The sequence below is a fragment of the Psychrobacter cibarius genome (assembly GCF_904845955.1).
GTDB lineage: Bacteria > Pseudomonadota > Gammaproteobacteria > Pseudomonadales > Moraxellaceae > Psychrobacter > Psychrobacter cibarius_B.
Genome location: NZ_CAJGYX010000002.1, coordinates 353,778 through 367,094, shown reverse-complemented (window position 1 = coordinate 367,094; position 13,317 = coordinate 353,778). Strand labels below are relative to the sequence as shown.

The 13,317-nt window shown below is 44.8% G+C and carries 9 protein-coding genes; 4 read left to right on the top strand and 5 right to left on the bottom strand.

From position 1 onward, the window contains the following. Positions 1 to 95: 95 nt before the first annotated feature. On the bottom strand, positions 96 to 2,231 hold the full coding sequence (locus JMV76_RS05015) for an NADPH-dependent 2,4-dienoyl-CoA reductase (protein WP_201501856.1): 2,136 nt from the start codon (positions 2,229 to 2,231) through the stop codon (positions 96 to 98). A 432-nt stretch (positions 2,232 to 2,663) separates the two neighbouring features. Between JMV76_RS05015 and JMV76_RS05010 the strand changes: the two genes are divergently transcribed. After that, positions 2,664 to 4,328 carry an AMP-binding protein gene (locus JMV76_RS05010; protein WP_201501855.1) on the top strand — a complete coding sequence of 555 codons (1,665 nt, stop codon included), beginning with the start codon at positions 2,664 to 2,666 and terminating at the stop codon, positions 4,326 to 4,328. A 127-nt stretch (positions 4,329 to 4,455) separates the two neighbouring features. On the opposite strand, the gene JMV76_RS05005 is transcribed toward JMV76_RS05010, so the two are convergent. From JMV76_RS05005 to hemA, 4 genes are all read right to left on the bottom strand, one after another. Then, positions 4,456 to 4,875 (bottom strand): DUF6691 family protein, encoded by a 420-nt coding sequence (locus tag JMV76_RS05005; RefSeq protein ID WP_045443289.1) that lies wholly within the window; start codon positions 4,873 to 4,875, stop codon positions 4,456 to 4,458. 74 nt (positions 4,876 to 4,949) lie between these two features. Further along, positions 4,950 to 5,387 (bottom strand): YeeE/YedE family protein, encoded by a 438-nt coding sequence (locus JMV76_RS05000; protein ID WP_201501854.1) that lies wholly within the window; start codon positions 5,385 to 5,387, stop codon positions 4,950 to 4,952. A 160-nt stretch (positions 5,388 to 5,547) separates the two neighbouring features. Then, the gene (locus tag JMV76_RS04995) at positions 5,548 to 6,681 is read right to left on the bottom strand and encodes an aminotransferase class V-fold PLP-dependent enzyme (RefSeq protein ID WP_060490277.1); all 1,134 of its coding nucleotides are present in this window, start codon (positions 6,679 to 6,681) and stop codon (positions 5,548 to 5,550) included. Positions 6,682 to 7,346: 665 nt separating this feature from the next. Then, the gene (hemA, locus tag JMV76_RS04990) at positions 7,347 to 8,702 is read right to left on the bottom strand and encodes a glutamyl-tRNA reductase (protein WP_201501853.1); all 1,356 of its coding nucleotides are present in this window, start codon (positions 8,700 to 8,702) and stop codon (positions 7,347 to 7,349) included. Positions 8,703 to 9,253: 551 nt separating this feature from the next. Here hemA and JMV76_RS04985 point away from each other — a divergent pair. From JMV76_RS04985 to ispE, 3 genes are all read left to right on the top strand, one after another. Then, positions 9,254 to 11,203 (top strand): tetratricopeptide repeat protein, encoded by a 1,950-nt coding sequence (locus tag JMV76_RS04985; RefSeq protein ID WP_201501852.1) that lies wholly within the window; start codon positions 9,254 to 9,256, stop codon positions 11,201 to 11,203. Between the two features lie 156 nt (positions 11,204 to 11,359). Next, positions 11,360 to 11,992 carry a lipoprotein insertase outer membrane protein LolB gene (gene lolB, locus JMV76_RS04980; protein ID WP_201501851.1) on the top strand — a complete coding sequence of 211 codons (633 nt, stop codon included), beginning with the start codon at positions 11,360 to 11,362 and terminating at the stop codon, positions 11,990 to 11,992. Between the two features lie 232 nt (positions 11,993 to 12,224). Beyond that, positions 12,225 to 13,205: a 4-(cytidine 5'-diphospho)-2-C-methyl-D-erythritol kinase gene (ispE, locus tag JMV76_RS04975; RefSeq protein ID WP_201501850.1), complete on the top strand. Its 981-nt coding sequence runs from the start codon at positions 12,225 to 12,227 to the stop codon at positions 13,203 to 13,205. Positions 13,206 to 13,317: the final 112 nt, after the last annotated feature.

The window sequence follows — 13,317 nt, the reverse complement described above, 5'->3', positions numbered from 1 at the left end:
TACGATCATCTATACACTGAGCAAGTCTATATTATCTAACAAAAAAAGCGGCAAGATAATCCATCTTGCCGCTCTCATTACTTCTGAACTAAACCCTAAATCGCTGCCGCAACCTCAGCACCATCACGAATCGCTCGTTTGGCATCCAGCTCAGCAGCAAGCTTAGCACCACCAATTAAGTGATATTGCGCATCAGGTGCATCACCGACGTTTGGCATCAGCTCAACGACCGACTCTTGACCCGCACAGACAACGACGCTATCGACACGTAGCAGCTGGCTTTGACCTTGGTTATTGGTGATCCAAATGCCTTCATTGGTGATCTTATCGTACTGGGCGCCTGATACTTGGATGACGCCGTGCGATTTAACGTGAGCGCGATGTACCCAGCCCGAGGTTTTATTAAGACCACTGCCCAAACGACCTTTGGTACGCTGCATCAAGTATACTTGGCGCACCGGCTTGATGGCTTCAGGCTTAATCAGACCACCCTCGGTTTGATAATTGGTATCAGAGGTCACGCCCCACTCTTCGCGCCACTCGCTAATTGACTGCGGCGTGGTGCGGTAGCTTGGATCTTTTAGTGCGTCAGGACCGATTTCATCTAATGACTGACCGTGATTGGCGGTCAGATACTCACTGACATCAAAGCCAATACCGCCAGCACCAATGACAGCAACGGTATCACCGACGGATTTTTCACCAGAGAGTAATTCAGCATAGCTCATTACTTGTGGCAAATCCGCGCCTTCCAGTTTGCCAGCTAGGCTTCTAGGGACAACACCCGTTGCGACGATAACATGATGAAATTTCGCTTTTTCTAGCATCGCTTTATCGACTTTAGTATTGAGTCTAATCTCAACGCCTAAATGCTCAAGCTCATTGATATAGTAGCGGATGGTTTCAAAGAACTCTTCTTTACCAGGGATAACTTTGGCGTAGTTAAACTGCCCGCCTAAGATGTCTTTTGCTTCAAATAATGTGACGTCATGACCACGCAAGGCGGCAACATGAGCGGCTGACATACCAGCGACACCCCCACCGATAACGGCAACTTTTTTAGGTTTTTTAGTTTTCTTATAAACCAATTCCGTCTCATAACACGCTTGTGGATTAACCAAACAAGTTGAGCGTTTATTCTCAAAGGTATGGTCGAGGCAAGCTTGATTACAAGCGATACAGGTATTAATGCGATCGGCTTGACCATCTTTGGCTTTATTGACCCAATGGGCATCGGCTAAGAACGGACGCGCCATTTGAATCATATCCGCCTGACCACTAGCCACGATTTCCTCAGCGGTGTCTGGCATATTGATACGGTTGGCTGCCATCATGGGAATGCTAATGTGCTTTTTAATTTCAGCAGTGAAATCAACAAACGCGGCACGCGGTACGCTGGTGACAATCGTCGGTACACGCGCTTCATGCCAGCCGATACCCGTATTCATAATGGTTACGCCCGCTTCTTCTAGCGCTTTGGCAACGGTAATAACTTCGTTCATGACGTTGCCGTCTTTGACCAGATCAATCACTGACAAGCGGAATAAGATAATGAAATCTTCACCAGCAGCTTCGCGTACGGCTTTGACGACATCAACCGCCAGCTTCATACGACCTTGAATATCACCGCCGTATTCGTCGGTACGTTGATTTACATGACGCGATAAAAACTGATTGAGCAAATAACCTTCTGAGCCCATGATTTCCACACCGTCATAACCCGCTTGCTTGGCAAGTTTAGCTGAACGGGCATAATCCTTTACCGTTTGTTCGATGTTTTTAATGCTCATCTTACGCGGCTTAAAGGGTGAAATTGGTGATTTTATTGGACTAGAGGAGACGACAAACGGATGATAGCCGTAACGACCACTGTGCAAGATTTGCATGATGATTTTGCTGTCATATTTATGCGCCGCACGGGTCACACGCTGATGGTTAATCACGTCAGCTTTGGTATTCATGGTGCCACCAGCAGGGAGCAACCACCCTTCACGATTGGGCGAAATACCGCCCGTAATCATCATCGCCACGCCGCCTTTGGCACGTTCAGCAAAATACGCCGCCAGCTTACCATAATTATAAAAACGGTCTTCAAGCCCCGTGTGCATTGAGCCCATGACTATACGGTTTTTAAGCGTGGTAAACCCTAAATCTAGCGGCTCAAATAAATGTGGGTAGTGTTCATTGGTGCTAGCAGTCTCGATGGTATTGGCAGTGCGGCTGGCGGACATATCATTTTCCTTATGAATGGTTTGTGGAAATGCTTATTAAAGCTGGCCGGGCTTTTTAAAAGTTAAGATTTTTAAAAATGAGGCTTTTAGAAATAGTTAAGCGATAGGATTTAACATCACTGGTATCGTAACACACCGCCATTATCATCAGCTATGCAGACAAGCGACTGATGAGTGAACACTATGTGCATTCGGCTAATTGATCATGTGATTCAATATAAGCAAGCGCTAAAAACATACTCGCTTTTCACAGAGCATTGTCTATAATGGACGAACAAATATTTACCGTGAGTCATCTATTGGCGGGTTGCTACAAGGAAGGTCAGCAAAATATTAACGGCTTAGCAAGCAGTGATAAATAACGAAGCCGACTTTATAGCAAGTTTGTAGCGTATTCACCGAATTATAACAGCAAGATAAAGGACTATCCCCATGACAGACTTCCACACAGGTCTCGGCAAAAATGCTGCCAACCATCAACCGCTTACCCCTATCGACTTTATTATCCGTAGTGCTCAGGTCTATCCCGATAAAACTGCCATCATTTATGACGATTTAGAACACAATAACCTCATGCAAACGTGGCAACAGACTTATGACCGTTGTCGTCAATTGGCGGATGGTCTACGCAAATTAGGCATCGATAAAAATGACACTGTCGCAGTCATGATGCCAAACACCCCAGCGATGATCGAGTGCGCTTTTGGTGTACCGATGTCAGGCGGGGTACTTTGCACCCTTAATACCCGTCTTGATATCAACGCCCTGACCTTTTGCCTACAACATTCTGAAGCCAAAGTGTTGATTCTAGACAGCGAGTTTGCTGAGCATGCTGAAATTATCGATGAAGCCTTTCCTAATCTAATCGTGATTCATGCGACGGATGCGGCGCTCGATATTGAACGTTTTGGGCAAATGAGCTACGAAGCATTAATCGCCAGCTCAGACAGTTTAGATAATTGGGAGAAACCTTTAGACGAATGGGATGCTATCGCGCTCAACTATACCTCTGGCACGACGGGTAAGCCAAAAGGCGTGGTCTATCATCATCGCGGTGCGACGCTTAACGCCGTCTCCAATATTTTAGATTGGGATATGCCCAAGCACCCGATGTATCTATGGACGCTGCCATTATTTCACTGTAATGGTTGGTGCTTTCCGTGGACGATTGCCGAACGTGCGGGCGTCAATGTCTGCTTGCGCAAGATTGACGCTGATTTGATTTTGCAGCTGATTGCCAAGCATAAAGTCACGCATTATTGCTCAGCGCCTGTGGTGCACAATATGATTGCTGGCGGCAAACCTGAATATAAAAAAGCGATTAATCATGAAGTAAAAGGCTGGGTCGCTGGTGCGCCGCCGTCTGAAACCATGCTCGCCGCCATGGAAGCCATGGGCTTTCATATCTCGCACGTTTACGGTCTTACCGAAGTCTATGGTCCAGTCACCGTCTGCGCTGAGCAGCAAGAATGGGATGAACTGGATGTCGCTACTCGTGCACAAAAGAAATCACGTCAGGGCGTAACGTCACATTTGATGACTGGCTTTGAGCTGTTTAAACAAGGCACCACGGAGCCAGTTGCCGCGGATGGCGAAGAAATGGGCGAGCTAGCATTGCGCGGCAATATGGTGATGAAAGGTTATCTAAAAAGCCGTAAAGCCACCGAAGAAGCTTTTGCTGACGGTTGGTTCCGTACTGGTGATTTGGGCATTAAATACCCTGACGGCTATATCAAAATCATGGACAGGCTCAAAGATATCATCATCTCAGGTGGCGAAAACATCTCTAGTATCGAGGTCGAAAACGTCTTATATAAAATGCCAGAAATCCAAAGCTGTGCGGTCGTCGCCGCGCCGCATGATAAATGGGGTGAAGTGCCCGTCGCCTTTATCGAGATTCATGAAGGCAGCACCTTGCAGCGCGACCATGTGATGGAGCATTGCAAGCAGCATTTGGCGGGCTTTAAAGTGCCAAAATATATTATCTTCGCTGAAATTCCAAAAACTAGCACCGGTAAAGTGCAGAAGTTTGAGCTGCGTCAAGCGGCTAAATCATTGGCACATGAGACGCCAAAAGTAACGGCTAGCGCTAAGTAAGTGTTTATCACTAAGCCTCAATAGTACGGAAGTATCGTTAATATTAATGAAACATCATTGATAAAAAAAGGTCAGCCTAATTGAATTAGACTGAACCTTTTATTGCGCTAAAAAAACCAAACCAATGTTAATTAAGCTTAGGTTCTAGCCACTGATACACCAACATCCCGACTATCATCGCTGGGATAAAGACATAAGCCTGCCACTGTCCTGTACCAAGCAACACAATACCGGGGCCTGGGCAAATACCAACCAAACCCCAACCGATACCAAATAGCATGGCGCCGATTAGCAGTTTTTTATTAATGGTGGTTTTGGTTGGCATCTCAATTGATGACCCAATCCAGCTGGTCTTTTGACGCTTAGCCAATTGTACACCGACTATTGCTACCATTAGACCGCCGCCCATCACCAGTGCCAGAGAAATATCCCATGCACCAAAGACGTCCAAAAAGCCCTGTACTTTTACAGGATCAGTCATGCCTGATATCAGCAGTCCAAAGCCAAATAATAACCCTGCCAGTAATCCAATTATATTTTTTAGCATGTTTTTTCTCGCTGTCTTTATTTTTTCATAATAGTACTAAAATCTGTCTTCGCAACGTACTGTCTATGTGGTTTTTAAATCAAACCCAAGACATGACGACCAATATAAACGGTCACAATACCAAATAACATAAAGGTAACCGTCGCCGCCATTGATCGTGGTGACAGTCGCGCATTACCGCAGATACCATGTCCACTGGTGCAACCTGAACCCAAACGTGTCCCAAAACCAACCAGCAATCCTGCCCCAATAAGCAGTGGCAAAGAGCTACTAATCTCTATATCGGGCAACGGTTTCACCAGACCATAAAGTAATGGCGAGATAACAAGACCAAGTATGAATAACACCTGCCACATCTCGACACGCTTGGGTTTTAAGAGACTTGAGAAAATACCACTAATACCCGCAATACGACCAATGCCCAATAGCAAGATGACCGTTGCAACGCCTAGCATCAGCCCGCCTACCAAGAAAATTGGCGTAAAGGCCTGCCAATCTATTTGTATACTCATAATATTTACCTAAGCCAATTTTTATCAAAACAGTTTTGGATTTCGTTTTATATAAATACATTATATTATAAAATATAATAAATAGGTAAAAAATACTGAACCCTCGTTACAAGGGCTCAGTATTCTTTTTACTTAAAGAACATCTTACGAGATAAAGATATTATTTTGCCAATACTTCATCAAGTGCAGTTTCAAAACGCTGTACTGCTCCGTCTACATCAGTCAATTTATCTAGACCAAATAAACCTAAGCGGAACGTTTTAAAGTTATCCGGCTCACCAACTTTTAGCGGTACACCAGCAGCGATTTGCATGCCTGTTTCGGCAAACGCACTGCCTTTATGCATATCATCGCGATCAGTATAAGCAACCACGACGCCTGGCGCTTCAAAACCTTTCGCCGCGACGCTTTCAATGCCTTTAGCGGCTAATACTTCACGAATACGGTTGCCCAATTGCCACTGCGCATCACGCAGTTTATCAAAGCCAATCTCTTTTGACTCTAAAATAGTATCGCGGAATTGACGTAAGCTATCGGTTGGCATGGTGGCATGATAAGCGTGACCGCCATTTTCATAGGCACGCATGACATTTAACCACTGCTTTAAGTCTAAGCTAAAGCTATCTGATTCTGTATTGTCTACTTTTTCGATTGCCGCAGCGCTTAACATGACTAAGCCTGCACACGGAGTGCTGCTCCACCCTTTTTGCGGGGCGCTGATGAGAACATCAATACCCAAGTCTTTCATGTCCAACCACACACAACCTGAAGCGATACAATCAATGACCAATAAACCGCCAACGCTATGTACAGCCGCGCTTAGCGCTTTGATATAGTCTGATGATAAAATAATACCCGATGAGGTTTCGACGTGCGGCGCAAAGACCACTGCTGGTTTCTCTGCTTTAATTTTAGCAACGGCTTCATCGATATCAACGGGGGCAAATGGCTTTGGTGACTCACCCTCTTCACGATGTGCCGTCAATACCGTAGACGACTTGGCGATTTTGCCTTTTTCTAAAATTTGCGTCCAGCGATAGCTAAACCAACCGTTACGAATAATGAGGCAATCTTCGTCATTAGCCAATTGGCGCGCAACGGCTTCCATTCCATAAGTACCAGCACCGGGTACAATGACCACTGCTTCGGCGTTATACACGGATTTTAAGTCGCTAGATAAGTCATTCATTACTTGTTGAAAGACTTTTGACATGTGGTTTAAGGCGCGGTCAGTATAGACCACTGAGTATTCTAATAAGCCGTTTGGATCAATATCTTGACGTAATGCAGTCATAGGAAGCTCCTAGTTTATAGTTAGATAGTTTAATTTTTCTCAAGCATTGGCTATAGCAAAATCCAGATACTCTCTTAAACCAACCTGCCTTAATAACGCTAACCAATCTAGAAACCTACTGTTCGCCAACTTAGCCAAATAGTGCTTCTATTAGATAACATGGTTGTCAAATAACGTCTTTGTTAAATAATATGGCTGTCAAATAGCATTGCTGACCAATAGTATAGTTGTTAGATTGCATAGCAGCTAGATACTACTATGGGTAGTATTAACTGAATATTAATATTGGGTAATAGTCGAGAGCATGACGCAGGGTTGACGATATAGCACTTTATCCTAGCGCTATTGCCGTTGGTGATTGTGTTTTGCACGCCGTGTTTTTATTGATTTTAGACAAAGTCGTACAGAACAGGTGCGCCACTATAGGGGCTACGCGGTGGTAGGCTAATAATGGTCACTAACAACTGATGAGATGAATAGGCATCAAACGAGAACATATACACTAAGGTTTTGGAGAATAACCGCTCGCATATAACAAAAGATTATCATCGCTTAATATACTCATAACAGCTTGATATTAGCACTGATAATGCAGGTTGACAACGATATGTTTGCGCAATAATAACGTTTGCGCCACTTATGTTTTTTTGATCAGTCCATAATGGCTATCGACGTCCGCGATGAGCCTCTTGCAGCCCAGATACCACAAAGTCTAGCAACTCACTATCCCCTTCACGGGCAGCCTTGCGCATAAGCTTCGATGGTGCGTGGGTTAGCGTCTGCGTCAGGCGGCGTGACAGCTCAATGATAATATCTTCAGGACTGGCATTATCCTGTTGTAGCTTGGCAATGGATTCATGCAGGAGTTTATCTACTTGATCCTGCGTATGCGCGCGATACTGCTGAATGTCTTTACCGACTTGGCGCACTTGAAAGCTGCGATCCATCTCAACGACTAATTGGCTAACGAGCAATTCTGCATCAACTGCTGCTTGCCTCCGCTGTTCAATATTTCCAGCGATCACGTGTTGTAAATCATCGACAGAGTAGAGATAAACATCATCGATACGACTAATGGTCGAGTCAATATCGCGCGGTACGGCTAAGTCAATCATCAACATGGGCTGATAACGACGATGTTTCAGCGCCCGCAAAGTCATGGTTTTATCGATCAACACATCCATACTACCGCTACAGCTACTAACGATATCGGCTTCTGCTAAAACTTGTGGTAACTCTTGCAAAGGTCTGACTTCTACCAAGTGACCTGCGCGGCGCAGATCCACTGCCAGCGCTTCAGCGCGCTCAGGATTGCGGTTGCAAATAATCACACGACCTACACCAAGCCCAGCAATGTGGGTGGCAACCAAACGGTTCATCTCGCCTGCCGCGACCACCAGCAAAGTGCGACTGGGTAAATCATCAAATATTTGCGTCACTAATTTGGCGGCTGCATAGCTAAGCGATACCGCTTGAGCACCCACTTGGGTCTCATTACGTACGCGTTTGGCGGCAGCAAATACTTGATCGATAATCCAGCCAAGCTGATTACTCAGCGCTTTTTGTTCTTGCGCGAGCTGTACTGAGCGTTTGATTTGACCGAGTATCTGCGGCTCACCCAATATCATAGAGTCAAGCCCTGCAGCGACCCTAAGCCAATGGGTCAGCGCGTGAGTGTCACGGTGTACATAAAGATAGGGATCAATCTCAGACAGTGACAACTGCTTAAAGTCAGCAAGCCACGCTTTAATTTTTAAGATATGAGCACTAATGGCCGCCGAAGATGTCTGAGCACCGACCGCGCCATTAGCAGACATAGAGGGGACATCTTGCGGCTCTGCTAGCTGCGGCACGAGCGCATAGATTTCCGTACGATTGCAAGTCGAAACAATCACACTGCCATCAGTAAAGGCCTCTAATTGTTTGAGAGCGATATTCACATCGTCACCCACAAGCGCCAAGCGCTCTCTTAGAGCGACTGGTGCAGTTTTGTGATTGACCCCAATGACCACTAATCTCATTATTGATAGACCATAAACATGACGCTCACCTGCCAGCCCACGCTATCTCATTATTGTTAAAAGACAGTTGTAGACGACAGCGCTGAAAGGAAGACTCTAAAAGCCGCCTATTATATCATTATTGCCAGCTTTAATTAACACTCAGCTATCGATGATAGCTATTTGCTTGTATCTGGGCACATGAGTAACAAATCAACTACCGATACGATTGTTAAAACCAATATCTATGTTTTAGCGAGCGCTTATAGAAATGGATAGAAATCATTCGCTTACTTGACGTTAACTTGTTATATTTTCACAATATTTAGGCTAAGACTTACAACCAATGAAATACCTCGTTGATACAGGTTATCGGCCAATCCTACTTTGTTAGCAAAGACTTGGTAGAGCGGCGGCTATTAATAACGGAGTAACACGGGCACTATTGTTTATCCCATCAGTCTGCTTTTATAATGTCAGGCATGGGTACTCGTTACCAATAGTTAGTTTGAAATGATTAAAATAAAATTGTCTTATCGATATAGATGAATAATGGGCGAATACGGTTATCTATGATTTTTTTTGGGTCATTATTTCGATCACAACTTGCGCATGACGACCAATCTAATCTGCGTGCTCTATTGCATGCGGTTATCGAACGTCTGTGCCAGCGTTATAAGCTAACCTTGTCGTTGGCCTTTTGCCTATGCTTAGGATCGTCTTCCGTTCATGCCAGTCATCCTGATATCTCGCTCGAAGCCCATGTACCCAACATATCCATTGCTGATAAGAACGACAAGGCAGTCAGTAGCGACGGCATTGATAATAGCCGCTCAACGCTACCAGCAACTACTCCTACCAACGCACAACCAATAGAGAATGTCGCCAATATTAATGGATTAGCGCCAACTACCTTATGGCAACCTGAGCTCAAAGAGCCTAGCCTGTATGCGCTGCTTGATGCAGAATTCGCAGCAGATCGCGGTGATAGACAACGAGCGATTACTATCTATAAGCAGCAAGCATTTAAAGAAGATGCAACTGCCGTATTTGAAAGAGCACTCAGCCTTTCTTTACGCACTGAAAGGGTTGAGAAATCCTTACAATTTGCCAAGTCATGGCAAGACCAAAATCCGGATCACGTGCCTGCTTGGTTTTATGTGGCGCATTTGGCCCTGCGAGCACACGATTATCTGTTAGCTGGCGAAACCTTGAATCGTATTTTGCTTTATGACCCTAGAGCGGACTTAAGCGAAATCCTTATCGGTATCTATCCAAACAATGATGAAGACAAACGTGAATTACTTGCCGCTTTGCAACCACTAGATAGCGAGCAGAATGCCTCATTGTCGGTATTGAAAGCAGGGTTGCTTTACCAATTTAACGAGCCTGAGATTGCCATTGTCCATATCAATCGGGCGCTAGAACGCCAGCCTGACTATGTACCTTTTATTACGCTAAAGGCAGACATACTGCGCAAAATCGTCACGGCTGAAACCGTCGTCAATTATGTGAGCCAAGCACGCCTGCGTAATCCCGATAGTAAAAGTCTCTATCTGTATGAGATTCGCTACTTGCTTGACTTAAAGCAAAGCCAAGAAGCGTGGCAATTATTGCTGGATGCCCATGGTCGCTTTGCTGATGATGCCGAGATTACTCTGTTGGCTGCGTTGGTGAGCTTAGACATCGAAGAATATAACAGTGCCGATGAGCTACTCAATATGCTCGCAAAAAACCCCGCTTACCTTGATCAAGCTTATTATTACCTTGGCATCAGTGCCGAGCGTCAGCAGCACTTTGACCAAGCCAAATACTATCTCAACGGTGTCATGCAAGAAGACTTGGTATTAGAGGCTCGTAGAAAAGTAGTGGCTTTTGAATTGCTTAACGGCGATGTAGATGCGGCGATTGCTACTTTAGAAAAGCTGCGTAAAGACTTCAACGTCTTTGCGCCAGATACCTTTGTGCTACAAGCTGATATTTTATGGCAGCAAAATGAGTCTGAAGAAGCCCTGCGCCTACTAACCAAAGCTGCTCGCAAGTATCCTGATAATGAGATGCTCTTGTTTGCACGCGCCCAGCTCCTTGATGACAAAGACGACTATATCGTTAAGCGCACCTTGCTCAATCATCTGCAAGCACTTGACCCAACCAACCTCTCCTACCAGCTCAGTTATGCGCAGCTATTGCTAGCCAATGAACGCAGCTCTGAACAAGGATTGGCATTGGCCACAGCCATCATTCAGATTCGCTATGATGATCCACGTTATGACAATGAGCTGCACCTGCAAGCGCTGAATGTGCTGGCTGGCAATGCATTGGCCAATGAGAACTACCAACAAGTCATCGACTACCTGCAAACCCCTTACGATGTGTTTCCTACCTTGCGCTCTGGCAGCTTACTGCTGCGCGCTTATCAAGGTTTAGGCAACAATGAAAAAGTTGAGGCATTACTCGCAGACTTGCAGCAGCGCTTCTCATTTGGGCAACACAATATCAATGACCGTATACAACTTTACTGACCCGCCGTTTTATAGTGGACAAATCGTTGCGTGCTATGATTACAAGGCACTCATAAGATGCTAACAGCCACGCATAACTGAGTAACATACAACCATTAAGCTAATCTATTTTCGAAACAATGATTTCGTAAATTTGTCTATTTTTGAGGAAACATCATGTCAGTATTGGTCAATGCTAATAAGCCTAATAAATTGGCGCTATTCGCTGCCGTGACAACCGCGCTCGTCATCACGTCTGGTTGTCAATCACTAAAAACAGCAAACGCTACTAACCAACCCAGCGCGACCTTACAAGGTCAAAACGCTGAGCCACCGCAAAAGCTTGAGAACTTTAATATCACTGGCAAAATCGGTGTAACGATGCCCGCCAATGACACCACAGGCACTCAAGGTGGTAGTGCGTTCTATGCATGGGGGCAGCAGAATGATCGCTTTGCCATTGAGCTGATCGGCGCGCTCGGTATTGGTAAAACCAACATCGAGTATAATGGTCAAACCGCCACTTTAGTCAGCGAAAAAACAGGTACCTTAACTGCTGATGATCCTGAGACTTTGCTCAAAAAGGCCACAGGATGGCAAGCGCCTATTTCACAAATGCCCTATTGGATATCTGGTCGCCCGGCGCCTTCCGATAGCGCACCACAGCTCGATGATCAGAATCGTTTAATCAGCTCAGTCAATGGTGAATGGACCGCAAGCTTCACCTATAAAGGGTCCGATAAGTTACCAAATAAAATCAGTGCCGTGCTGCCACAAGGCAATAAGGTGGTAATGACGATCAATCATTAAGACGTCATTGAATGATGAATAAATATAGTTGAATTCAAATGATTCCGATACAAGGAAGCCGATTGAGAGCTATACATTAGTATGGTTAGCAAGGCTGACGATGTATCGAATTTATATGAACTTGACTATAACTATCAAATCGTCAATATTTATTAACATAGCTGTCTATAACTGATGGTTATGGCGAAAAGTTATGATTAAAAACTATCACTGAGAACAATCATTAAGAACTATGATTAAAAACCTAGCCGCTACGCCTACTTCCACCATCACCCGCTTATCACCGGCAAAGATTAATCTGTTTTTGCATATCACAGGTAAGCGTGCTGATGGCTATCATAATTTGCAAACCGTGTTTCGCCTGCTTGATTGGGGCGATTATTTGCATTTCTCAGTCATAGATGAAGCCGTAATTTTTACAGTAGATAGTGAATCTACGGAAAATAGTAAATTGGATGCCAATAAGCTCTGTCATCAACTGCTAATATTGGCTGGTGCAGAGACTATAACTGTCGATATAGAAGACAACTTAATTTTTAAAGCAGCACGTGCATTGCTAGCGTCTGCCATACAGTCAGACACCTTACCTGAGCAGTTAGCACCTGTGCATATCGCTTTAGATAAGCATTTGCCGATGGGTGCAGGCTTGGGTGGCGGCTCATCCAATGCCGCAACGACATTGATGACACTTAATGAAATTTGGCAGCTTAAATTGACGCAAGATAAGCTGATAAAAATTGCTGCCGCTATTGGCGCAGATGTGCCGATTTTTATCTTTGGGCAAGATGCGATTGCGATGGGTATTGGAGAGCAGTTAACCGCAATCAAGTTGCCCGACCAGCAATATTTAGTATTGACCCCCAATGCTCACGTTAATACTGCCAAGCTGTTCGCGCATCCTAAATTACAACGTGATATCGCTGTGCTATCGGTTGAGACAATTAAAAATAAGCAAGCTGACTATGTACAACATTTAAACACGCCCTATCACAATGTCTTTACGCCAGTGGTGACGAGCCTCGCCCATACGGTCAGCGAAGCATTACGTTACTTGCAAGGGTTAGAGGCGCAAGCACTCGGCACAGCACGAATGACAGGCTCTGGTAGCGCGGTGTTCTTGCCTTTGGATGCAAGCGTGGCTACTGACAAAGCACTTTTAGCAAAGTGGATTGAAGAGGCGCCTTGTTCTGCATATTTAGTTCGTAATCTATGAGTTAGATTTGAGCTGTAGTGCGAAGATAAAATGATTATAAATACAGCGTAAAGCGCTTTGTTGACCCGATATTCGTTTTTTTTGACCTATTTTTTAATAAAATCCATAAAAA

Coding starts and splice junctions, on each gene's coding strand:
- hemA (WP_201501853.1), bottom strand. CDS start 8,702: ATGAGATTAGTGGTCATTGGGGTCAATCACAAAACTGCACCAGTCGCT.
- JMV76_RS05015 (WP_201501856.1), bottom strand. CDS start 2,231: ATGTCCGCCAGCCGCACTGCCAATACCATCGAGACTGCTAGCACCAAT.
- JMV76_RS05010 (WP_201501855.1), top strand. CDS start 2,664: ATGACAGACTTCCACACAGGTCTCGGCAAAAATGCTGCCAACCATCAA.
- lolB (WP_201501851.1), top strand. CDS start 11,360: ATGTCAGTATTGGTCAATGCTAATAAGCCTAATAAATTGGCGCTATTC.
- ispE (WP_201501850.1), top strand. CDS start 12,225: ATGATTAAAAACCTAGCCGCTACGCCTACTTCCACCATCACCCGCTTA.
- JMV76_RS04995 (WP_060490277.1), bottom strand. CDS start 6,681: ATGACTGCATTACGTCAAGATATTGATCCAAACGGCTTATTAGAATAC.
- JMV76_RS05005 (WP_045443289.1), bottom strand. CDS start 4,875: ATGCTAAAAAATATAATTGGATTACTGGCAGGGTTATTATTTGGCTTT.
- JMV76_RS04985 (WP_201501852.1), top strand. CDS start 9,254: ATGATTTTTTTTGGGTCATTATTTCGATCACAACTTGCGCATGACGAC.
- JMV76_RS05000 (WP_201501854.1), bottom strand. CDS start 5,387: ATGAGTATACAAATAGATTGGCAGGCCTTTACGCCAATTTTCTTGGTA.